This is a genomic window from Clostridium sp. KNHs214, from assembly GCF_000744935.1.
Classification (GTDB): Bacteria; Bacillota; Clostridia; order Clostridiales; family Clostridiaceae; genus Haloimpatiens.
In genome coordinates this window covers 214,094-236,370 of the sequence record NZ_JQMW01000009.1, presented here as the reverse complement: position 1 = coordinate 236,370, position 22,277 = coordinate 214,094, and the positions used below count along the sequence as shown (strand labels likewise).

Sequence of the window (22,277 nt, the reverse complement as noted above, 5' to 3'; positions counted from 1 at the left end):
ATATAAAAAACCGCTGCGTTTTATACCGCAGCGGTTTCTTATAAAAATTTTATTCTTAAAATTTTCTATTTTATCGTTTATTACTTTAAACTTAACTTTTTAATACCGAGTTTCTCCTATATATTCAATTGTTTTTACCACATTGTTTCATTGCTATCTCATTTTTCCGTATAGCTTCATTTTAAAATTCTCTTATTAACATTCCTTCTGTTCCCACTTCTAAAGTGGAAATAACTTCTCCCGTTCCTAATATAATGAATGCCCCTCCAAAATATTCTTTATCTAAATAATTAGTTCCTAAGGTAATGGTGTTTGTCCTTTTTACTCTTTCTATATAATATTTTAATTCTTCATTCCATCTACTTTGCTCTATAGAACCATCATAAAAAGAACGAGCAAATGGAAATAGTAAATAATCAATATTTAATAACTTGGCTTTATCTACTAAATCATCATCAAATAAATCTCCGCATATTAAAAATCCTACATTTCCTATATCAGATTTATACGTTTTTATTTTATCGCCCTCTCTATAAATTTCACCTTTAATTTTAGGCTCATGCCATCCCTTGCTTATTCTTCTATATTTCAAAGCTATTTCACCACTTCTATTAACAAAAATAGCAGAATCATATAAAAAATTTTCTTCTCTTTCAAACAATCCTATAGCTACATTTATGTTTCTTTTTTCAGCTGCTTTGCAAATTATATCTGTTACATCACCAGGTATTGCTACACCTAGCTTTATATCATATTGAGGTTTGTCCTCATTTATAAGCCCCGTTAAAGCAGTTTCTGAAAAAAGAACTAAATCAGTCTTTTCATCAGCGGCTTTATTTATATAGAAGACTATATTTTTTAAATTTTTTTCCATACAATTCTCTATTCTATTTACTACCAAAGCAACTTTCATAATTAACAGCCCCTTTAATTTATTATCCTAAACTTATATTAAATTTAAATACTAAATTATTTATATTAGTTTTTCTTTAAGATATTTCTTTAAAGCATTAATATGCATAGGATAAAATGTATTTTCATCTTCTTCCAATATTTTTTTTAAATCTTTAACTTTTATCCATCTTATATTAACTGATTCCTCAGATTTCTTTAGAAGCTCTCCTCTTGCCTTGCAAATAAACGTCTGCAACATAATAGAATAGCCCCCACTTAAGTTTTGTGAAGAATAAAATGGATTAAAACTTATAACTTTATATCCATTACAATTAGATATAACAGCATCTTTTTCCTCTTGTATCTCTATTAATTCTAATCCTGTCTCTTCCCAAATTTCTCTGCGCAAACCGTCAAAAATATTTTCATATTCTCTTATCTTTCCTGCTGGAATTTCTATAAGGCCATTTTCTTCTCCACCATTTTCTTTACATCTTTCTTGAATTAAAATATAATCAATGTCTTCCTCCACTTTCTCTATTATTGCACCAGCCGCAGGCTTTGCAAATGTTTCTACCATTCCTTCTGCATTCCTTTCTATTTTACACTTTTCTAAATTTACACCTATATTTCCACAATGTATTTATCATCTTTTTCCTACATTAACTCATGTTTCCACCCATCTTGTTCAAAAGTTTCACTTACGAAATATTCATTTAATGTTTCACTTAGCATAACATCTAACATTTTATCGAATCCATCTGCCAATTTTAATGTATAAACAGATTTTTTATCTACCCAATACACATCTCCTTCTTCTCCATTTTCTAAAAGCTTCCCAGAAAAAGTTTGTGTCTTAAATAATAAAACTATATATCTTTTATTTTTATCCTTTTCGTACCAATCTTTTATTCCACATAATTTAATATTATCAATATCTAAATTAGTTTCTTCCTTTATCTCTCTTATTACAGACTCAACTATGGATTCACCTTTTTCAATGTGGCCTCCTGGAAAAGCAATGCCTGTCCAACTTCCTTTCTTACGATTTTGCACTAGCACCTTTTCATTTTTACTATCCTCTATCATACACATATTGGTAAGCTCAGCATTTTCCATTTTATACTTCCTTCCTTAGTAAATTGTCTATTATTATTGTTGTATCATCAACAAATTTATCCATTTCATCTTCTGTTAAATAAATAAAGTTATCTTTATTCTCCTCATTCTCACCTAAATAAAACTCAGTTATATATTTTACTTGTTTTTCAAAAGCTCCCTTTGGAAAATAATCTAAGTAATCAGGTACTTTATGTACATTTTTAAAAACTGTATTAAATATAAACTCTGGATGCTTTTCTAAATATATATAATCCAATCCATACCAATCCTTTTTTATAACCCAAATAAAATTTTTATCCTTTTCTAAACCTTCTCTATATAAAGGCTCTTTTCTCTTTTCCTTAAATAATTTTGACCACTCAATGTCAGTTAACAAATGCACATAATATCCCATTTTAAAAGAAAATGCTTCATTGTCTTTTTCCTTTTCTTTGCTATTTAAATATTTATCATAAAAACCTTGGGCATTTATTTTCTTGTCTTCGCCTAACCAATGTGTAATTTTCTTTGGTGGATTGAAATTACTCCAATCTTCATTAGGCATTCCGCAATCAGGCCCAATATTTCCTACTATGAAAGCCTTTTGTTCAAAATTATATCCTTTTTTCAAAATATTTTCTGCTACTCTTAGATGCGCAATCCAAGTTGCCATTGAAATCACCCCATTTTAAAAATTGTGTCGATATATTATTTTATATTGTGCATTCCAATACTAAATCCATTTTATTCATTCTATCATCTTTTACTTGCGGTTTAGAATCACAATACCACTTATATGTTTTTTTCATGCCTTCAAATAGATTAACTTTTGGTACGTATATTCCAGATTTTGTAATTTTTCTGTATCTAATAAATACGTTACATTTCTGAAAGGAAAAAATTCTCTTACATTTATATCTAATATGTCTAATTTTTTATCGTCCACTTTTATTATATTTACTTTTTTATCCACCACTTTCATGGCGGTTTCAACTAATTGCTGCCATGTTACAAATTCAGGATATGTTACATTATATGCTTTTCCTATAGCCTCGCCTACATGTACGGCACTTTCAAATATCTTAACTAAATCATCAATATATATAAATTGAGTTTTCTTATTACCATCAGGTATTGGAATATCTAGTCCCCTACTTATCCTATCAAATAAATAAATCTCCCTGTATAAATTATTTCCATCTCCATATATATAAGTAGGTCTGAATATAGTTACGGGAAACCCTTCAGCTTCATATAGATTAAATAAATAGTCTTCAGCCTTCTTTTTATTCAATCCATACTTTCCCCAGTTTACATTTTCACCTCGAGTAAATTCTTCTGTAACTACTTCATTGGAAGGTATATACACAGATCCTGAACTGCAGAATATATATCTTTTTAAGTTTTCTCTATTTAAAACCTTAGTTAAATTCTCCACATCTTCTTTTGCATATGCAGATATATCAAAAACATAATCATATTTTTCCATTGAAATATTTGCTTTTAAATCTTTAATGGACCTTCTATCCCCTTGTAAGTGTCTCCTAACCCCATCATATTCAATAGGCTTAACACCTCTTGTAAATATATCTACCGTATATCCCCTGCCAATTAAATATTTTGCCACTGAGCTACTTACAAACTGAGTTCCACCCATAACTAAAACCTTCATTTTTATTCCCCCTTATTATTGAAATTCTCTTTCATTTACCATATATGTATTTTTTACCTATCGCCTTCTCAAATAAAGTAGAAATCATTTAAATTTTATCCCTATCAACGGTTTCTGCTAAATGTCCAAATAAAGATTTAAATTGTTAAAGTAATACATAAGAAAATTGTGAAGTAACAATTTGGAGAAATAAGGTGCGTAATATTCTTCACTTGTGACTTATATTTGTATATAAAAACTCCAAAACCTTTAGATGCGTAAACTTAAAATTTCAAATAACGTTTTTTATGCCCGACGTGTCTGAACTAGGCGGCAGCCAGCCGTATTGAAGATATGTGTGCTGGTTTACCTCAAAGAATTGAGCCTACCAGCACAAACGGGCATATGGTGTTAGGCGACGGATCATGACCCCTTGCTTGAAGCTCAACACAGATATCGAGCCCTTTTATCACACAGAAAATATAAGGAATGCAAAGTAAAATAACTTCTAACTATGCTTATTGGTGGAAACTGTATCAATTAAATTCAAAAACAAATTCACATGGTTTTTCACCTCGGCTGTTAATCGGAGACGAAATAATTTCCTTTGTTTTCAGTTTAACATCTAACATTAATTGTAAATGGCGGCGAAATGACCCCGCACAACATAAACAGTATGATAAAGGCATGTCACGGTCAACAGAATTGCTTTTTGATAGAGCAAGATCTGAAACTTTCACACCTTTACAAACGGTGGCTGAGCAAACGCACGAATACTTATCATTGTTTTTATAAACCAGTACCGCAGTTAATGTACCGTCATTATTTAAGGCGATACTTTCGGAAAGAAAAATCTTACTATTGAGATAGAGTATTTTCTCATTTATAGATTTGCCGGTCAATTCTTTACCGATTTTTTCACATTTTTTCAGATATTCTTTGCCGCCCAGACAGGCACAAGAATCCAAACTTTCATACATTATAATAGAATCAAGTAAAGTTTCCATCCGTGTAATGACTTCTACTAAATCCCCGTTTCCTATAATTTCCTTTATAAGTTTTTTGTCAATATTATTTTGCTCTAATCGTTTTTTAATTCCATAAACTCTTGCCACTTTATTTGCCCCCCTGCATTACATAAATAATCTTTAATACCCATTTTTCTAACAAATATGCATTGATTTAACTCCAACGTCTTACCCTAATAAATTCAGGTATGGACGCCCCACCTCCTCACGGTATGTCGCCAGGGCAAACGCATATGATTTTTTGGCGCTAGCCCTTTTATTTTGTTGAAATAATGCTTATAATTTAAATTGTACAAAAGATAGAAAGGAAGATTATTATTAAACCAAACATGTTTGATATTGAAAGTATAATATTTGATGCATTTAATGAGGTCGAAGACCCACGAGGCGATAACAAGAGACATAAATTTATAGATATAATCGGTATAGCACTATGTGCTGTAACCAGTGGAATGGAATCTTATAATGAAATTGAAGAATTTGGAGAGTCAAGTGAAGAGTGGCTAAAGCAATATTTTGAGTTACCTAATGGAATTCCTTCACATGATACATTCAATAGGGTATTTTCCCAAATAAATCCTAAACAATTTCAAAAATGTTTTAATGAATTAATGAAGAATTTAGCTGAATTAGTAAATGGAGAAGTAGTATCTATAGATGGTAAAACAGTGAGAGGATCATCTTGTAATAGTTCAAATCAAAAATCAATTCATATGGTTAGTGCTTGGGCAAATCAGAATCAGGTAGTTTTAGGGCAAATCAAAACAGATGATAAATCAAATGAAATCACAGCAATTCCAAAATTAATTGAACTATTAGAATTAAAAGATACTATTGTTACAATTGATGCTATGGGAACTCAAAAGAAAATAGCAGAAGTTATTATAGAAAAAGAGGCTGACTATGTGTTGGCATTAAAAGAAAATCAGAAAACTCTTCATGACAATGTTGAATTATTTTTTGACTCTATATTGAGATATAAAAGTACAGATATAAAAGTACAAACCCATACTACTCATGATAAAGATCATGGGAGAATTGAAACACGAAAATACTTTTTAGTTAATGAAATTTCATGGCTAGATAATAAAGAAGACTGGAGAAACATTCAATCTATAGGTATGGTTGAAAGAAAACGAATTGTAGGAGATAAAGAAACTTTTGAGCGAAGCTACTATATAACAAGTTTAGAGTCTATAGAGTTATTCTCAAATGCAGTTAGGCAACATTGGGGTATAGAAAATAAGCTCCATTGGGTTTTAGACGTATCTTTTAATGAGGATAAATGTAGAGCTAGAAAAGATAATTCAGCTGAAAATTTGGCTGTCTTACGACATTTAGCCTTAAATCTACTTAGACAAGAAAAAACTTTAAAGAAAAGTTTAAATATAAAAAAAGTTAAATGTGCATTAGATAAAAAATATCTAGAAAAAGTTATTTTCGACCCTCTACGAGGTAAAGAATAAAGAATATTAAAATACCACTAGGGAAAGTCTATGAATAGTTTTTTCAATATTCACTTTATTTATAGTAGCTCATTTATTTTACATATTTTATAAAAACGCATCTTTATATTGAAAGAAATACAATATAAAGATGCGTTTGCCCTGGGTATGTCGCTTAACTCTAAAAATTTACGACATTACTTCTTAAATTTTTCTTTTATATTTCACGTAATATTTAATAATTGTGAACTTTATATGTTTTAATAGCTTACATTTTTACATTGCGCTAAAAAACTTATACTTACATATACATACTCCAGAATCCTATTTCCTTGAAACCTATACTTTTATATATAGCTCCTGCAGCAGGATTTTTATAAAATAGGCATGGAGTTTTTCCCTGTTTAAGTAAGTCTTCACATATGACTTTCACACAAGCAGATGCAAACCCTTTTTTTCTATATTTACTGTCAGTCATAACACTGACCACCATTGCTGACATACTGTTTTCTGCAGATGTTTGGGCATATGATACTATATTACCATCAACTTCAACATAATATCCATGAGCTGTGCCAGCTTTAAAATCATTTAAAATAATTTCCTTAAAATCATGACTGCCATGAGAAAATTCTTTAATTTTTTCTCTCAATTCAGCTATACGTCCAATGTCTTCAACACTTGCCTTTTTTACATTGATTTCTCTATCTACTTTAAATGGTTCTTTTACTTCCTTTAACACAGCAAAATAATGTAGTTCAGATTCATTAAATTCTAATGATGTTTTCTCAAATTTTGATACTAAATTTGTTTTTCCAGATAGCATTCCCACCTTACCCTGATTTTTCATTATATTTACAAATTCATTTACATCAAATTCATTTTTCGCATACAAATTGAAAATGCTAAAATATCTAACTAAAACAGCTGTTAAAATACCCTTTCTATCAAATTCACCAAAATATTCAAGAAAATTTTGATTATATCCAAAGTTTTCCACATCTCCAATTATATAAAGATTAAACTCTGGCTCCTTCATAATTAATTTCATAAGCTCGTTATTATCCTCTTGAGTTAATTTTCGTATCATAATTGTAGCCACCTCCCCATACCTCTTTTATTTTCTTACTTCTACATATATTTCTAAAACTTTACTGTAATATTTATTGTAATTATAAATCATTACGTCACGTAATGGGCAAGGCATTAATTAAATTTATTTAATTACCGCTAAAATTATAAAGAATTTAGTGGCTCTATAAACTTTCATACATGAAATTGATAGTAACATGACCATATATCTAAATAATTTTCAATTCTTGACTTATATGATGCATTTAACAAGGGAACCAGCCTATCATAGCTTTTTACGGCGCTATAGATTAACTTGGAAATATAGTTATAGGTTTGCCTTTTTGACATGTCTATTTATTTTCCCTCTTTATTTATAAGCCTTATTAAGTTGCTTTTATGTCTAAATATCATCAAAATACAAGCTACTGTAGTAGAAATTATGATTTCAATAGGTAACTTATTGGTATAGTTACCCCTAAAGCAATTGATCTAATGGACACTATATCTGTGAACTTCATCCTTATCTACTATATTTTATATTTTTATAACACAGTTAAAAATTTTCTTTTGCCTTTTATACTATTGACTTAATGAATTTTTCATCTAATCAATGTCTCACATAATATATTCTCATACAACTTCACCACGTATCACTACCCTGCCATTGTCTGGGCACTTCATTTCAAACTTCTTTTCTTTAGTATCGCCATAATCTAGTACTCCTCCATTTAAAAGAACATATACGCTTGGATAAATATTATTCCATAGCTCATGACATATGGGCGGACAAATATCTCCTACAATAAAAGAATCATTTTCTTTGTGATATCCGCACCTACAATTGCTTTTCATGATTGTTAGTTTTACTTTAGACATTTCCATCCCCCCCACGCTCTAAATCTATGGCACAATAAAATTTAAGATGTGCCTTAAAACAAAAATTTAATATGCGTATGTAATTACGTCCATATTAATATTATATTAACTATAGTTTAGTATAAACTGTATCCCAAATACACTGTCGCATTTCTAAAGCTTCATTGGTTTTATTTTTACTATTTAAATCAGACATAACTGCTATTACTGCATTCTTCTCTGGAATTACAATACAAACTTGACCCTTCATTCCACTAGCTCGATAACAATTTCCTTCATGTCTCCAAAAATAATATCCATACCCACCTTCTCTATTATCAATCTGCTTTTTTGTAGCACTAGCTACCCATTTCTTCGTCAATAATTGTTGTCCATTATAATACCCCTCTTGTAAATAAAGTTGTCCAAATCTGCTGAGTTCATTAATTGTTAATTTCATACCAGTTGCTCCATAAAAATAACCCTCTGGGCTATATTCATATTCAACATTTTTAATTCCAAGTGGTGTAAATAATCTAGGTTGAAGGTAGTCCATAATATTCATTTCAGTAATTTTTTCTACTATAACACCTGCCAGATAAGAAGAAAAATTGGAATATTCAAATACTCTCTGTTCTATATTTGGAAGAGGTAATGATAAAATATATGAAAGCCAATTATCTGATGTCAAGCTCTCATATGGATAATCCTTAATTGACATGGTAAGCAGTCTCTCTACTGTAACTTTATTTAAATTATCCATATGACACTGTGACATATCTTTTGGAATTTCTTCTTCAAATAATTTTAACAAACTGTCGTTTAAAGAAAAATAACCCTCCTCTATTGCAATACCAACTGCTGTAGAAGTAAAACTTTTTGTAACCGAATATAATTCTCGTCTTTTCTCTGGTATAAAATGATGTTCAAAAACCTTGGCACCGTCTTTTATAACCACAATGCCAAAAATATTTAGATCTTTTTTTCTAGCTTCATTTACAAATTCAGTTAACATTTACTTTCCCCTTTTTTAACTAAAAAGTCACGGATTTTCGTTTTCAAATTGTTCTTGTCCTTAGAATTTTTTAGATAAAATTCTAAGGTTTGAGTCATAATTTTTTGTCCATCTACGTAAACCACCTCTGCATTTTTATTGAATTCTTTCTCTGTTAAATTAGAATTATTACTTTTATATAACAGACAATGAATTTTCTGCCCATCTATCTCCATCCAAAAATACTTCAAACCAATTTCTTGAATATATTCTGTTTTTGTTACACCATAACCTTTAAATACTTCCTTTAAATGATTTTCCTCATGCCACATAAAAACAATGTCAATATCGTCCATTTCAAATTCAATTTCATGCACAAATACAGAAGTAGAAGCATCATAGTGATACTTTATATTGTTCTGCTCAAAAATACTAGCTAAACTCTTAATTACGCTCCATTGATTTTTATACATAAAGCCTCCTTTACATTTTACTTGATTTTTTATTGTATATATTTTAAATTTCGAATTTATGTAATAGATATCACATAACGATATTCATTTAATGTTTTACCTATGGTAATTTTTTTAATTGTACCATCATGCTTAAACCCCATTTTTTCATAGAAATTTCTTGCATTTAGATTCCCCTCAAGAACCCATAAGGCAATTTTTTTATAATTTCTTCTCTTTAATTCATTCAATCCCCAATTTATTAATTCAAAGCCTATACCCATATTCCAATACTCTGGCAATAAATATATACCCCATATTTCACCCCAGAATTCTTCTTTATCTGCGTCTCTACATTTTCCAATACATATTAATCCAACTGCTTTGTTATCTTTAAAAATTATAGCATCTTCTTCCCATCCTTCTGTTAATGCCTTTTCAAAATATTTTTGTCTTTTTTCAGCAGTAATATTATTTAATACTTCATCTGGTACTACACCTTTGTATGCTACTTTCCATGATTCTGAATGGATCTGTCCTAATATTTTTGCATCATCTACATCAGCATAACGAACGTTATACATAAAATCCCCCTTTAACTACACAAACCACCGTTATTGCACAGTTTCATCTCTCATTTCTCATATTTTCATTACAATCTATTATCTTTACTCTATATTCTCTTATTGCTTTTTTTAAATCACGCTTTATCTTCAATAATTCAAAACTTTTATATATTAACTTGTAAAATAATTATAACATACAATTATATTCCATTTCTATATTTAACCATTCTTCTTGATTCTTACTACATTTCAATTAAAAGCATATATGTTAAACGTCAAATTTCTCCTAATTTAAACGTCAGTTTATTTCTATAATTATAGTACAATTTACGTCAAATTATTTCTACAAAATCACTTTATTTTTAATGAAAAATCATTTTGCACCTAAAAGAAAAAGGAGCTAGCGCTCCTTGTGATTTTAATGCAGTGATATTTCATTGGCGGCAGCCATTATTATATCAGTATCGATTACGTTTTTTTCGTGCTGCGCACCTATTATTAAAGCCTTAGTTAATATCATATTTAAGCGTCTTATAGAGCCAGCACAGCTTCTATATGCAGCCAAAACAGCATTATTATCAAATATTTCTGGCGAAGCCCCTGCTAATGATAATCTAGAATTAATATATTCTAAAGCTTCAATTTCAGAAAATCCTTCAAAATTATAATTTATTATTATTCTTTGTTTTAATGCCTCGTGTATCTGCTTTTCTAAGATATTATTTAACACAGGTTGTCCTATCAAAACTAAGGAAAAGCAATCTTTTGAGTCCATAGAGAAGTTCATAAGTAGCTTTAAATCCTTTAAAATATCATTATTTAGATATTGTGCTTCATCCCAAACTAATATATAATGCACACGTTTATCTGTACTCATACTTTCCATATAGTCTTTTATGCTCTTAAACATGTCAGATTTACGAGAAGAAGGTTCAATTCCTAAGGAGATGCAAAATTGCCTATAGAACTCAGTAGTAGTTACAGTGGTAAAGCAAAGATATATAACCTTTGTTAAATTAGGGTTTACTTTTTTAGCAAAGCACCTTAAGGCAAAGGTTTTTCCACTACCTGGTGAAGCTGTAAATAAGCCGATTCCCCTAGCTTCATTAAGATACTCAAGTCTTGATATCATCTCTTTTAGATCATTTGACATATAGGCATCTTTTTCTTTTATGCCTTTTTCAAATGGATTCATTGTCATACCATAAAATTGTTTAAACATTTTTAACACCATCCTTTGAATAGTCTATAGTAAATGCATTCCTGCGTTTGGTTTTACCATTTTCAATCTTATTTGTTTTTCTAATGCTGTATTTAGCATTTTCATAATATACATATGCATTATCCATATCATCAGGTAAATATCTTACTTCAACTTTCTGTCCTATAAATTGCATAGGTACATCATAAGATATTTTATCAATGCTTATGGTTGAGTCATTATTAACTCTTCGTTGTATGCGATTCATAAAGCAATTATCCAGCCACTCACTATCAGTAGCTACCTTAACATGAGCTAAATCGCTTTTATATCTATCGATCGGACGTTGAGATGTAGCTGAATGTACTGTTACATTATGCTTGTTTATATATGCGAATAGCTCATCATTTAGCTCCGCTAAGGAGGATATAGATTCTACATCTAGAGTGTTTAGCCATCTACTTTTTAATGTTCTAAAATTTCTTTCTACTTTTCCTTTGGATGCTCCATCCCTTACCATAGTGTGCAGTTCTACTATTCCAAGAGATCCACAGATAAGACTTAATTGCTCATTTTTATAAGGAGAACCGTTGTCCAAGTAAAGTTTATTAGGTATGCCATATCTAGCGATAGCTTCTTTAAGTACCTTTTGAAAATTATAAGAGTTATCATTGTAAAAGAATCTTCCGCCAACGATAAGTCTTGATTTATCATCAATTAGCATAATTAGATATGTTCTTTTACGTATGCCATTTTCAGTAATATACGGGCCATAGCATGTATCACCTTGGTACATGCCAGTTGCAAACTCTTCTTCAAAGGCTTTTCTATCTTTCATATTTATGCATCTAGCAGATTTAAGATCATTATTTTTTATAAATCTTTGAACTGTAGATAATGATATATTTTTTTCATTGATAAAGCCATCTTCGATAAGTTTATGATATATAAGAGTAGCATTAATTTTAGGAAATGCATTTTTTAGCATATATATCTGTTCTATAGCTACATCATTTAACTTTCTGGTTTTCCCTATGTCGCTACGCGTCTTCGGTAGAAGGGCATCAAAACCAAACCTATTATAATCTGATTCCCAATTAGATAGTGTTCCAGGACTATATAAAACTGACTTACCGTTAGGTAATTTTACAGGAGTAGCAGCAACACGTCTATAGTAAGCAATTTTCGAGCTTTCAGTATAAGTATTATTTATAGCTGGAGCTATTAGTGCTAGTCTAATAGAAGCTATTTCAATCATTTCTTTGTTATTCATTTCAACATCACCTCTATAAAAATGCTATCATGGGGAAATTATAATATCCATTATCGTATTAAGTGGTATATATAAAATAAAATAAAAAGTATATAGCTATAGCTTAATTATGATGTTCCTTGAAAAAAGGATAAGCCGTTTCTATTAAAAAAGTTTGTTATAAAGGTTTCAATTTCAATAAAGGTACTATTTATAACACGCTGTATAAAACTTAGATTAGAAATAAGCTTGTCTTGTAGAAGTCCAAGCCATAGTTGTTTATGTTTTTTGAACTTATTTAAAATTCGATAGAATGTGGATATTGCTATACAATAATGTTCACACATAGCTTCTACAGAGGTAAATTTATGTACAAGATAATCATGAATAATAGACACAGTAAATTTAAAGCTAAATGACATGTAGGGCACAATTACCGAAGGTAGGATAGCATGAGTATGTCCACATGACGGGCAAATATATCTATTGATAGTTATTATATTATCGTGAACTTCATTATTATCATAAGTCACAAGATGGCGTTTATAAGAGGCAAATAGGGATAGATCGTGTTTAGATCCGCAGACTGGACATACCAAAGCCTCTGAATTAACCGTTTTCATATACTCTTCAAAAATATTTATCTCATTTTCAAAAGAAATTTGTTTAAAACACTTGCATAGTTGTGAAAATAATCTTATCATAATAATAGGTTGTAAGAGCTTACGCTCTTATTTTTAGGGAAGAACCTTCGCTTTGCACGGCTTGGGGTTCTTCCCTTTCCTTTCTCTAGTTTTTATAATAAGCTTAAAATAACCTCCAAATGATGTCAAGTCATTAGGAGGTTTTATTTAGCAATAATATGATTATTTAAAATGCATTTAATTACTGGATAGTTATTGGAGTTATAGTTATAATTTGACTTAGAAATGCAGTTTTCAAAAGCTATATTTTGACGCACTACAATACAGCATTGTCTCCGCAGTACCAGACATCACTGCAATCAAGCTCTGCTTTGCGCAGTGCAAGTTCAAATATTCGTTTGTGAGGTTTTCTAAATACATATTCGCTACTTGCAATGATGAATTCAAACTTATTAAACGGAATGTATCTGTTAATTCGTCTCTTCAACAATTCACCACTGAAAGATATATTACTTATTACACTTGTGCGTATTTTGTGGTCATATAGAAATTCTAGAAAACTCTCTATATGTGTTGTTGGTTCTGATATCGAAGCAGCTTTTTCAAATATGTGTTCCACTTCTTCCGGTGTTTTTGTCAGTTCTATATTAAAATATTCATAAAGATAATTCTGAAAAATATGAGTATGAACTTCAACAATAGCATATTTTTCAATGTCCATCCCATACCGTCTTATTTCCTTATTCAATTCGTTAGCCAAGGCTTGTACTTCCTCCGCTGAAACATCATTTGGATTTTTTGCAGCATCACGCAATACAGCCTTCGTACCTTCCAGTGGATCAAAAATTTTTTCATTAACAAGTGTTTGACCATAATCAAATATAATCATCTTCGGTTTTTTCATGATAGTTATCTCCACCTCCTACTCTTGCTAAATTTAAGTAAAGATTACTCTGCTCTCTTTCAATATGTTTAGGATTATTATATAAGTACTTTTACTTTTTCTTTCATAGCTACCATAACCCTTCCTCATTTTACTATTGAATGCATTTATTATCATAAGATTCAATTATAATAATCAAGTATTAATTAACTTCATCAACCTGTCTAACGCTATTAAATTATGTTTCCAATTTAAATATTTTTTTGATTCCGTATATGAACACCATTTATATGCCTCATGTTCATAAGATATTCTTACATGGGATATGCCGTCAACTTCCACCGCAAAGCATATATCTGTCATATCCATTAAAATTCCATTTTTAGTTTCTCTATAATTAAATGTATAATTTAAATCTATAATGTTTTTTATATCAGTTATTCCTGTTTCCTCGAATACTTCCCTTATTACAGCATCTCTTGAACTCTCATCATTTTCAATACCACCACAAACAGGTTGCCAATATCCACTCCTATCTGGAGTTCTTTTTAAAATAAGAACCTTAAAAGATGGATTATTTGAAAAAACAAATGCTTGTACATTAACTCTTTTATTCATACCTTCAGCCACCTTTAACAAAACCCTAATAGTCTTTTTAATATGTGTATTTATTTTAAATGTTCTCCTACTGTATTTATAAATTTTCTAATTACCCATTTTATTTCTCTCAACATAATAAACAATCTCTTTAAGAGTATATATGTCCCACTGATCTTTAAATTTATTTTTTCTGTCTATATGAAAAGATGTAAATCCAATGTTTCTTGCTCCATCTGCTTCTACATCATAGTCATCAACATATATACTTTCCTCAGCTGATACACCTAATTTATCTAGTGCTTCCTGATAAATTTTAGGGTCAGGTTTCATAACACCTACGAGATCAGAACAAATATAGCAGTCAAAATATTTTGACAATCCTAAAGCTTTTAGTGTTAGTTCCAAAGAAGGTGAAGTATCACTTATAACACCAATCTTATATCCATTGTTCTTAAAATATTCTAATACCTCAATAACTTCTGGGAAAAGTATTCTATCTTTAAGCCATAATTCTTGAAAAATCAAATTTGCTCTCTCTTCTATTTTATCCTTTATACCTTCCTCAATGAGAATGCACTGATAATACCTTTTCCAAAATTCTATTTCTTTCTCTACAGTTTTTAATCCTCCTTTAGGATATCCAGCCTTACAAAACAAATCAAGCATTTTGTCATAATTTAATTCAAATTTTTTACCCGATAAACTTTCGATCATTTTATCTCTCCACTTAATTTTGTGTAGATTAGCGTGGGTTAGCGTATTATCACGATCGAAATATATAGCTTTATATTTCATATAAAACTCTCCTTCCAACATATGAAATATTATTTTATATTCATATGCTTTGCATATTAACTCATTACTAATTATGCATTATTTTTTACTAAACATTTCTGCCAGTGAAATGTTTATATAATATCTTTTTAAATATTATAGGAGTTTTAGGTTTAGATTTAACTCCTATAATATATTCACTTAAAGGTTAAAAATTTATCAAATTACAAATAAATGGAATAAATATAACTACAAGTATACAAAGCATTGTTGAAAATAATAAACAGTTACTTGTACTTATAAAGCTGCTTTCAATTGTTGATATGACTGCAATTATTAAAACATGCATTAAATAAGCCGGAAAGGAATATTTACTTATATATTTTAATAAATAAAATAATTTATTCTTATATTTTGCTATATATAAAGATAATAAATAAAAAAACAAAATAGATATAATGATTAAACCACAATAAGGTATAATGTGATGGAATTATGAAATAGATCTAGTTAAAAATATATACCTTCTTTTCCTCAACTTTGTCATAAAGCTTGTCAGTGATTTTTTTATTTGTTTGGCAATATAAATACTAAGGTATATGGAATTTTTTTTTACATTTTCGTTATAGTTTTACCAATGTAAATACTGGTATATTTATTGAATCACAAAATTTACATTGCCTTTATAAATACTGTAATACATCAACAATCTCAAATTCATTATACTCCTTAACTAATTCTTGAAGTATTTTGCAATGTCCAGCTCCATAAATTACTAAAATTCTATCCTCTTCTTCAGCTATATTCTGTAGATTTCCAAAAATATAAAGATTTCTTCTATACCATTCCGTAAGCATATCTGCTCCACAATAGTTATCTCCAGCTCCTACTCTCGCTAAATTTAAGTAAAGATTACTCTGCTCTTTTTCAATACGTTTAGGATTATTTAAATATCTCAAAATTTTTCTTACTGTATTGTTTTTCATAAGCTCATTGTCATTTAATTCCTGTTCATTTATTTCATTCATAAATTTCTTATAAAATTCTGGATAATTTTTCTCAGCATATTCAAATACTTCTTCTGGCAAATGTACCGTATAATCTATTGGATAAATTTTAGTATGCTCAAGCATCTTACCTAGTCTAAATGCCAATTGAACAATTTCATTATTATAGCTTACTATTTCATTACCTTCATCGAAATTATTTTTACAATATTCTGAATAAACTCGATTTAATTTTTCCTCTTCCCCCTTTTCTGACTCAACTGCAATCTTATTTGGTCTAAACTGTGCCAGTTTTTGTACTACCTCTTTAATTTCCTCTTGCTTTTGGTCAGTAGTAATATCTTCACCTTTAATATAATATAAATGTTTTCCGCAACTTGCAAAATGATAAGTTCCTAATATAAGCACCTTTACTTTTTCTTTCATAAATATATCCATTCCTTTCGCTTTGCTCAAGGTACAAAACGTAATGAAAAATGTTGGCTTTGAGCAAATTTTATTTTATCATCTATACATAGGGATTTGGGTACACTACAAATCACGGGGAGGTGAGTGGGCTGTCTGACTTGTCAGATGACCGCATAAATATATGTGTAGATAGACTTTTCAAGCACAAATAAGTGTAGCTTCGAGCACGTTGCAAATAATATAATAAGAATGTAGGAAAAATACAAAATAAAAATGTATAAAAACCTACATTCTTATTTTGTATTTTGGACATAATTGCTATACTTCTACATGGAGGTATAACAACTATGATTAACAACTTACAAGGAGAGCTATTTCTAATTAATAGCATAGGAATTAAACCAAATTACGCCCAACTGGCAAAAAAATATGGTATGGATTGGAGGACTGTAAAAAAGTATGATCAAGGCTACAAAGGGAAACCAAAAACGAGAATTAAGAAAAGCAAGCTTGACCCATATCGTGTAGAAATTACTGATAAGTTAGCAATTCGTAGGATTACAATGAAAGGTGTTTATGAATTTATGGTGGATAAACATGGGATTAATACTATAGGTACCTATTCAAATTTCATCACTTATATCAAGAAAAACAAGTTACTACCTAAACAAAGTAATACTGGCCATCCACGTTATGAAACAAAAATTGGAAAACAAGGGCAAGTTGACTGGAAGGAGGATATAACACTTACTTCAAGATCTGGGGAAAAATACACTATAAATATTTTGCATGTAACACTTAGTTTTTCAAGATATAGCTACTTAGGACTATCCATTCAAAAAAAAACAGATGATGTTTTTAGATGTCTTATTAATTCCTTTGAAGCCTTTGGAGGAATACCAGAAGAGCTTTTGTTTGATAACATGTCCACTGTTGCAAATGTACATGGAGTAAAGAAAAAGATTACTGAAACAATGGGTAAGTTTGCAAAAGATTTTGGATTTAATGTCAGATTGTGTGGGGCAAGAAAGCCTGAAACAAAAGGGACTGTTGAAGCAAAAAATAAGGTAATTGACTGGATTCGGGCATATGATGGTGAATTTGATACATTAGATAATTTATTAGAGAAACTAAAGGAAATTAATTTAAAAATGAATATAAATATTAATACGGAAACAGGCATGTCGCCAACCGCTCTGTTTTATAAGGAAAAGGAATATCTGCATTCTTTACCAAAAGCTTCAATTATTGATACCTATCTATCACCAAATAAATATAAAGTTTCAAATGAAGCACTAATTAGATTTGGAGAGAGCAAATATTCCGTACATCCTAAGCTTATTAATGAGGAAGTTAGCGTTGATATCCTCGACAATAAACTATATATCTATTATAAAGGAAAACTTGTAACATTTCACTCAATTAATAAAAATCCAATTAATTATGTTCCAGAACATTACACGATACTTATGAAAGGGAAGGTTAAGGCTGCAGATTTAGAGGCTGTAGCTAATGAAAATTTAAAACTTATGGATAGATTATTAGAATCAAGAAAAATAGATATTTCAAATATAGAGGCTACAAAGTCACCCGAAGCATTATTAGCATATATGAATGGGAGCCCCTATGGTAACTGGATTATAGGGCAGTATGCCCATATGTCAAAAGAAAATCGAAGCACCTTTATTAAAGGAATGAATTTAGTACTTCCTTATGTAAAGAATAAAGAAATCTTCATGTCTAATTTAAAATTTTCAGTTAAAAACAATTGGTGTAAGCAATTAGATTATGATTGCTGGATAAATGATTTTATGGCAGTATGCGATGCAGAATGCATTCTAACAGATGAAGGATATAAAATAATTCATAATAAATATGAAAAAGAAATACAGGAGTTTACCTTAGGGCAGGCTCCAGGGATCGTGAGGATGAATTGCTAAATGAACAACTACAATACCCTTATTAATAACCTGGACACACTTGAATTAGTGCGAATTAGAGAGAACATTGATAGATACATAGATATGATGACAGACGGTAGCAAAACACCTGTTGATGCCTTATATGAATTAAGCCAATTAGAAATAAATTTCAAGAAGGATGCTGTAATAAAAGGGAATGTAAAAGTTGCTAATTTTCCGTTTTTAAAAGAAATTGATCAGTTTGACTTTGGATTTCAACCCTCAATAGATAAGGGAAAAATCATGGATTTTATAACACTTAGATTTTTAGAAAAGACGGAAAATATAATATTTTGTGGAAGTCCAGGAGTTGGGAAAACAAATTTAGCTGTATCAATAGGTATTGAAGCGGCTAAGCAACGTAATTGTGTGTATTTTATCACATTCCAGGAACTTATATCACAACTAAAAAAAGCAAGTGAAGAAAACAGGTTAGAAAGAAGAATAAAGTGGTTTTGCCGTTATAAACTTCTTATAATAGATGAACTGGGATATCAAAAGATGAATAATGAGTCTGCCAACTTATTCTTTAATCTTATAGCCAAAAGGTACGAGAAATCTTCTACAATAATAACAACTAATTCTCCCTTTTCAAAATGGGGTGATATTTTTCAGGAGCCAGTATTAACAAATGCTCTTTTGGATAGATTACTGCATCATTGCTCAGTTATCAATATAAATGGTCCATCATATCGCCTTAAAGATCAACTTCAATCAATCACTGCTGAGGAGGGGTAAAAGTACTAAATAAAAATGTAGGTTTTCCTACCATATTATTTTTGAAAAAACCTACATTTTTATATTGACATTTGCACAACGTAACCTTATCTTTGTTTAAACAATCTCGTTTAAATGCTAGTCTATCAGTCAATGCCGTTTTCCCCTATAATTTTCAGAACTCTTTAGTTCAGAAAGGAGTCCCTATGTCCTTAAAAATCGTGTATAAAATTTGTTGTGGTATTGACGTCCACAAAACTTTTGTAGTCGCTTGTATTGCTTCTACTAATTCTAACGGTGTTACTACCTACAAAAGCCACCGATTTTCTACCTATACTCAAGGTTTGAAACATCTGTTACAATGGCTACTTGATTCAAATTGTAGAGATGTCTGTATGGAATCTACAGGCAAGTATTGGATACCTTTGTACAACGTCTTAGAAAAAGACTGTTCTATTGTACTTGCACATCCTAAATACGTTAAAGCTATTCGTGGTAAAAAAACTGATAAGAAAGATGCGAAATGGATTGCTGACCTGTTTAAGCATGATCTTGTTGTTGGTAGTTTTATGCCTCCAGCAGATATTAGACAACTGCGTGATCTAATGCGCTATCGTCATAAACTAACCTGCTTTATGTCTAGTGAAAAGAACCGTCTTCAAAATTGTCTCACGGTTTCCAATATTCAATTGGGAAACGTTGTTTCGGACACTTTTGGTAAAAGTTCTATGAACATTTTAGACAAGATTCTTGAAAATCCCTTAGATATTTCTTTTGATATTAAACCTTTAATTCATGGCTCAATGAGAAAGAAACTTCCCGAACTTAAGCTTGCCGTTGATGGATATATTTCTCCAGAACAGGCTGGTAAGTTAAAGATTATCAAAAGACATTATGAAGATTTGGAATCCCGAAAAGCTGAGTTAGAAAAACTGATCCTTGCGCTCGCCAGTCCCTATCAACAAGAACTCGACCTAATTCTAACTGCTCCATCATTTAAAAATCCTTTCTCTGCAATAACTATTATTTCAGAGATTGGAGTAAACATGGAAGCTTTTCCTTCGGCGAAACACTTGTGTTCATGGGCAGGACTCACTCCTACCAATAATGAAAGTGCAGGGAAGAAAAAATCTGTTCGGGTTTCCAAAGCTGGATGCTACATTAAACCACTTTTAGTACAATGTGCAACTTCTGTAGTTAAAAGTGAAAAGCATCCTGAAATTCGCAACCGTTATCTCCACATAAAGAAACGCCGTGGTCACAAGAAGACAATCATTGCTATTGCAAGGATGCTTCTAACAGCATTATACAACATGTTGAAAAATAATAAACCCTATAATGCTGAATTATATAAAAAATCTGATTGTCTTCCTGTTGAACGTGAAATTACTGTGGAGCAGGCAATTTTAATTGCACAGCGTCAGGGTTACAAAATCAAGTCAGCAGTCTAATTTTTACTTTCACACCTGTATATTAAATTTTTTTAAGCTATCTAAAGATGGCTTGTTTGCTATGCACTTTTACTTTAGTGTCAGTTCATACTTTAATTTTCAACCTTACCATTCCCCTACCCATTATCCTAAACCTTATTTTTAACTATAAGCCTAAGGTTAATATTTCCTCAAAACTATCAATCACATAATCATATTCTTCAACATTTCCAAATCCGTATCTTGCATACACAAATGGAATTTCTGCTACCCTTGCTGAATCTGCATCCATAATGGTGTCTCCTACATAAACTGGACTTTTTAAATTATTTCTTTTGATTATAATCTTATTATTTTCTCCCTTAGGTAATCCTGTTACCCCTGAACATTCAAAATCAGTAAAATACTTATCTAGTTTATGTGCTTTAAAAAAGCATTGTATGTAACCGTCCTGGCAATTACTAACTATGAACAATTTATGTGTTTCTGATAACTTCTTAAGTGTTTCTTCTAATTCAGGAAATAGCTTTCCACCACGTTCTTCCAAATAGGCTTGTTCAGTTTCACAAAATTCTTTCATCAATTTCGCTTGAAAATTTTCATCTAGAGCTGGAAATAGTTTTTTACCTATTTCATTCATTTGAAGTCCCATACATTTTTCCATTTCAGTAGGTGTTACTACTTTTTCTAACTTTGGATACTTTGATAATACAGTGCCCCATGCCTTACAAATTCCTTCTATAGAACTCCAAAGAGTCCCATCTAAATCAAAAATAAAACTATCTATTTTCATATTTTGCCCTCCATAATAATACAGTTAATGCATTATTTTTTTACTAAACCTTTCTGCTAGTGAACCATCATCAATTTTGTATACCTTACAAGATACAAAACCGTTTTTTAGTAATATTTTTCTTGACCCAACATTATTAGGGTCTGTTATTGCTGTAACCTTTTCAATACTCTTTGTTTCTTCAATCATATTTAATAAATTGTCTACAATCTCACTTCCATATCCCTTTCTCCAGTACTCAGGAAGCAGCATATATTCAATCTCCGCCTCTTTCAAATCGCTACTTATTGTACTAGCACACATACCTATAAAACTGTTAGCTGATGATTCAAAAACCTTAAAATTTCCAAAATCATCATGTGTTTCATTATTTTCTAATAGATACTTATAGTAATTTTTTGCTTCATCCATTGTAAATACTCTTCCATAATTCATCACCATTATTTTTTCATTAAAAACTAACTTCGAAAAATATTTAAAATCCTCCTCAGAAATAAACTTTTTAAAATATACTCTACTAGTCAATTTTAATTCCCCCATATTAATA

At 30.2% G+C, this 22,277-nt stretch carries 24 protein-coding genes; 4 read left to right on the top strand and 20 right to left on the bottom strand.

The annotated features are described in order from the left end of the window. Positions 1–181: 181 nt before the first annotated feature. The 6 genes from CC89_RS03710 to CC89_RS03685 all read right to left on the bottom strand — a co-directional run bounded on the left by CC89_RS03710 (position 182) and on the right by CC89_RS03685 (position 4,761). On the bottom strand, positions 182–913 hold the full coding sequence (locus CC89_RS03710; protein ID WP_035289194.1) for a carbon-nitrogen hydrolase family protein: 732 nt from the start codon (positions 911–913) through the stop codon (positions 182–184). A 60-nt stretch (positions 914–973) separates the two neighbouring features. Next, positions 974–1,474: an NUDIX hydrolase gene (locus CC89_RS03705; RefSeq protein WP_035289191.1), complete on the bottom strand. Its 501-nt coding sequence runs from the start codon at positions 1,472–1,474 to the stop codon at positions 974–976. A 77-nt stretch (positions 1,475–1,551) separates the two neighbouring features. After that, positions 1,552–2,013 (bottom strand): 8-oxo-dGTP diphosphatase, encoded by a 462-nt coding sequence (locus tag CC89_RS03700; RefSeq protein WP_035289188.1) that lies wholly within the window; start codon positions 2,011–2,013, stop codon positions 1,552–1,554. Position 2,014: 1 nt separating this feature from the next. Continuing rightward, positions 2,015–2,668 (bottom strand): zinc dependent phospholipase C family protein, encoded by a 654-nt coding sequence (locus CC89_RS03695; RefSeq protein WP_035289185.1) that lies wholly within the window; start codon positions 2,666–2,668, stop codon positions 2,015–2,017. Between the two features lie 132 nt (positions 2,669–2,800). Continuing rightward, positions 2,801–3,667, bottom strand: a complete 867-nt coding sequence (locus CC89_RS03690) for an SDR family oxidoreductase (RefSeq protein ID WP_286161297.1) — start codon at positions 3,665–3,667, stop codon at positions 2,801–2,803. Positions 3,668–4,182: 515 nt separating this feature from the next. Next, positions 4,183–4,761, bottom strand: coding sequence for a hypothetical protein (locus CC89_RS03685; protein ID WP_035289182.1), 579 nt, complete (start codon positions 4,759–4,761; stop codon positions 4,183–4,185). 242 nt (positions 4,762–5,003) lie between these two features. Here CC89_RS03685 and CC89_RS03680 point away from each other — a divergent pair, with 242 nt between their 5' ends. Next, complete coding sequence (locus CC89_RS03680; protein WP_035288450.1) at positions 5,004–6,140, top strand: ISAs1 family transposase; 1,137 nt, start codon at positions 5,004–5,006, stop codon at positions 6,138–6,140. Positions 6,141–6,420: 280 nt separating this feature from the next. Here CC89_RS03680 and CC89_RS03675 read toward each other — a convergent pair whose 3' ends face one another. The 12 genes from CC89_RS03675 to CC89_RS03620 all read right to left on the bottom strand — a co-directional run bounded on the left by CC89_RS03675 (position 6,421) and on the right by CC89_RS03620 (position 16,847). Next, complete coding sequence (locus tag CC89_RS03675; RefSeq protein ID WP_035289178.1) at positions 6,421–7,209, bottom strand: GNAT family N-acetyltransferase; 789 nt, start codon at positions 7,207–7,209, stop codon at positions 6,421–6,423. Positions 7,210–7,823: 614 nt separating this feature from the next. Further along, the gene (locus CC89_RS03670; protein WP_035289174.1) at positions 7,824–8,069 is read right to left on the bottom strand and encodes a TIGR04076 family protein; all 246 of its coding nucleotides are present in this window, start codon (positions 8,067–8,069) and stop codon (positions 7,824–7,826) included. A 109-nt stretch (positions 8,070–8,178) separates the two neighbouring features. Next, positions 8,179–9,063, bottom strand: a complete 885-nt coding sequence (locus CC89_RS03665; RefSeq protein WP_035289173.1) for a serine hydrolase domain-containing protein — start codon at positions 9,061–9,063, stop codon at positions 8,179–8,181. Further along, positions 9,057–9,515, bottom strand: a complete 459-nt coding sequence (locus CC89_RS03660; protein ID WP_035289169.1) for a hypothetical protein — start codon at positions 9,513–9,515, stop codon at positions 9,057–9,059. Before CC89_RS03660 ends, CC89_RS03665 begins: the two co-directional genes overlap by 7 nt. Before the next feature lie 56 nt (positions 9,516–9,571). Further along, positions 9,572–10,078 carry a GNAT family N-acetyltransferase gene (locus tag CC89_RS03655; RefSeq protein WP_035289166.1) on the bottom strand — a complete coding sequence of 169 codons (507 nt, stop codon included), beginning with the start codon at positions 10,076–10,078 and terminating at the stop codon, positions 9,572–9,574. 400 nt (positions 10,079–10,478) lie between these two features. Further along, complete coding sequence (locus CC89_RS03650; protein WP_035289163.1) at positions 10,479–11,282, bottom strand: ExeA family protein; 804 nt, start codon at positions 11,280–11,282, stop codon at positions 10,479–10,481. Continuing rightward, positions 11,275–12,534: a DDE-type integrase/transposase/recombinase gene (locus CC89_RS03645; protein WP_035289160.1), complete on the bottom strand. Its 1,260-nt coding sequence runs from the start codon at positions 12,532–12,534 to the stop codon at positions 11,275–11,277. Before CC89_RS03645 ends, CC89_RS03650 begins: the two co-directional genes overlap by 8 nt. A gap of 107 nt (positions 12,535–12,641) precedes the next feature. After that, on the bottom strand, positions 12,642–13,217 hold the full coding sequence (locus CC89_RS03640) for a DUF6431 domain-containing protein (RefSeq protein WP_035289157.1): 576 nt from the start codon (positions 13,215–13,217) through the stop codon (positions 12,642–12,644). Between the two features lie 256 nt (positions 13,218–13,473). Continuing rightward, positions 13,474–14,061, bottom strand: a complete 588-nt coding sequence (locus CC89_RS03635) for an HAD family hydrolase (protein WP_051931457.1) — start codon at positions 14,059–14,061, stop codon at positions 13,474–13,476. 174 nt (positions 14,062–14,235) lie between these two features. Further along, the gene (locus tag CC89_RS19405; RefSeq protein WP_051931455.1) at positions 14,236–14,658 is read right to left on the bottom strand and encodes an NUDIX hydrolase; all 423 of its coding nucleotides are present in this window, start codon (positions 14,656–14,658) and stop codon (positions 14,236–14,238) included. Positions 14,659–14,745: 87 nt separating this feature from the next. Next, positions 14,746–15,435: an HAD family hydrolase gene (locus CC89_RS03625; protein WP_035289154.1), complete on the bottom strand. Its 690-nt coding sequence runs from the start codon at positions 15,433–15,435 to the stop codon at positions 14,746–14,748. Between the two features lie 662 nt (positions 15,436–16,097). Further along, positions 16,098–16,847, bottom strand: coding sequence for a DUF5694 domain-containing protein (locus tag CC89_RS03620; protein ID WP_035289151.1), 750 nt, complete (start codon positions 16,845–16,847; stop codon positions 16,098–16,100). A gap of 329 nt (positions 16,848–17,176) precedes the next feature. Here CC89_RS03620 and istA point away from each other — a divergent pair, with 329 nt between their 5' ends. The 3 genes from istA (at position 17,177) to CC89_RS03605 (ending at position 20,958) form a co-directional block, all read left to right on the top strand. Beyond that, positions 17,177–18,769 (top strand): IS21 family transposase, encoded by a 1,593-nt coding sequence (gene istA / locus CC89_RS03615; RefSeq protein WP_051931454.1) that lies wholly within the window; start codon positions 17,177–17,179, stop codon positions 18,767–18,769. After that, entirely contained in the window at positions 18,770–19,528 is a 759-nt protein-coding gene (istB, locus tag CC89_RS03610; RefSeq protein ID WP_035289149.1) for an IS21-like element helper ATPase IstB, read from the top strand. It abuts the gene before it with no gap. A gap of 185 nt (positions 19,529–19,713) precedes the next feature. After that, the gene (locus CC89_RS03605) at positions 19,714–20,958 is read left to right on the top strand and encodes an IS110 family RNA-guided transposase (RefSeq protein WP_035289147.1); all 1,245 of its coding nucleotides are present in this window, start codon (positions 19,714–19,716) and stop codon (positions 20,956–20,958) included. A 145-nt stretch (positions 20,959–21,103) separates the two neighbouring features. On the opposite strand, the gene CC89_RS03600 is transcribed toward CC89_RS03605, so the two are convergent. Next, positions 21,104–21,730 (bottom strand): HAD family hydrolase, encoded by a 627-nt coding sequence (locus CC89_RS03600; protein WP_035289144.1) that lies wholly within the window; start codon positions 21,728–21,730, stop codon positions 21,104–21,106. A 24-nt stretch (positions 21,731–21,754) separates the two neighbouring features. Then, the gene (locus CC89_RS03595; RefSeq protein WP_051931452.1) at positions 21,755–22,255 is read right to left on the bottom strand and encodes a GNAT family N-acetyltransferase; all 501 of its coding nucleotides are present in this window, start codon (positions 22,253–22,255) and stop codon (positions 21,755–21,757) included. Positions 22,256–22,277: the final 22 nt, after the last annotated feature.

Bases quoted from the DNA above. Each gene is read 5' to 3' on its own strand.
- CC89_RS03710 (WP_035289194.1), bottom strand. From the start codon at position 913: ATGAAAGTTGCTTTGGTAGTAAATAGAATAGAGAATTGTATGGAAAAA.
- CC89_RS03705 (WP_035289191.1), bottom strand. From the start codon at position 1,474: ATGGTAGAAACATTTGCAAAGCCTGCGGCTGGTGCAATAATAGAGAAA.
- CC89_RS03700 (WP_035289188.1), bottom strand. From the start codon at position 2,013: ATGGAAAATGCTGAGCTTACCAATATGTGTATGATAGAGGATAGTAAA.
- CC89_RS03695 (WP_035289185.1), bottom strand. From the start codon at position 2,668: ATGGCAACTTGGATTGCGCATCTAAGAGTAGCAGAAAATATTTTGAAA.
- CC89_RS03690 (WP_286161297.1), bottom strand. From the start codon at position 3,667: ATGAAGGTTTTAGTTATGGGTGGAACTCAGTTTGTAAGTAGCTCAGTG.
- CC89_RS03680 (WP_035288450.1), top strand. From the start codon at position 5,004: ATGTTTGATATTGAAAGTATAATATTTGATGCATTTAATGAGGTCGAA.
- CC89_RS03675 (WP_035289178.1), bottom strand. From the start codon at position 7,209: ATGATACGAAAATTAACTCAAGAGGATAATAACGAGCTTATGAAATTA.
- CC89_RS03670 (WP_035289174.1), bottom strand. From the start codon at position 8,069: ATGTCTAAAGTAAAACTAACAATCATGAAAAGCAATTGTAGGTGCGGA.
- CC89_RS03665 (WP_035289173.1), bottom strand. From the start codon at position 9,063: ATGTTAACTGAATTTGTAAATGAAGCTAGAAAAAAAGATCTAAATATT.
- CC89_RS03660 (WP_035289169.1), bottom strand. From the start codon at position 9,515: ATGTATAAAAATCAATGGAGCGTAATTAAGAGTTTAGCTAGTATTTTT.
- CC89_RS03655 (WP_035289166.1), bottom strand. From the start codon at position 10,078: ATGTATAACGTTCGTTATGCTGATGTAGATGATGCAAAAATATTAGGA.
- CC89_RS03650 (WP_035289163.1), bottom strand. From the start codon at position 11,282: ATGTTTAAACAATTTTATGGTATGACAATGAATCCATTTGAAAAAGGC.
- CC89_RS03645 (WP_035289160.1), bottom strand. From the start codon at position 12,534: ATGAATAACAAAGAAATGATTGAAATAGCTTCTATTAGACTAGCACTA.
- CC89_RS03640 (WP_035289157.1), bottom strand. From the start codon at position 13,217: ATGATAAGATTATTTTCACAACTATGCAAGTGTTTTAAACAAATTTCT.
- CC89_RS03635 (WP_051931457.1), bottom strand. From the start codon at position 14,061: ATGAAAAAACCGAAGATGATTATATTTGATTATGGTCAAACACTTGTT.
- CC89_RS19405 (WP_051931455.1), bottom strand. From the start codon at position 14,658: ATGAATAAAAGAGTTAATGTACAAGCATTTGTTTTTTCAAATAATCCA.
- CC89_RS03625 (WP_035289154.1), bottom strand. From the start codon at position 15,435: ATGAAATATAAAGCTATATATTTCGATCGTGATAATACGCTAACCCAC.
- CC89_RS03620 (WP_035289151.1), bottom strand. From the start codon at position 16,847: ATGAAAGAAAAAGTAAAGGTGCTTATATTAGGAACTTATCATTTTGCA.
- istA (WP_051931454.1), top strand. From the start codon at position 17,177: ATGATTAACAACTTACAAGGAGAGCTATTTCTAATTAATAGCATAGGA.
- istB (WP_035289149.1), top strand. From the start codon at position 18,770: ATGAACAACTACAATACCCTTATTAATAACCTGGACACACTTGAATTA.
- CC89_RS03605 (WP_035289147.1), top strand. From the start codon at position 19,714: ATGTCCTTAAAAATCGTGTATAAAATTTGTTGTGGTATTGACGTCCAC.
- CC89_RS03600 (WP_035289144.1), bottom strand. From the start codon at position 21,730: ATGAAAATAGATAGTTTTATTTTTGATTTAGATGGGACTCTTTGGAGT.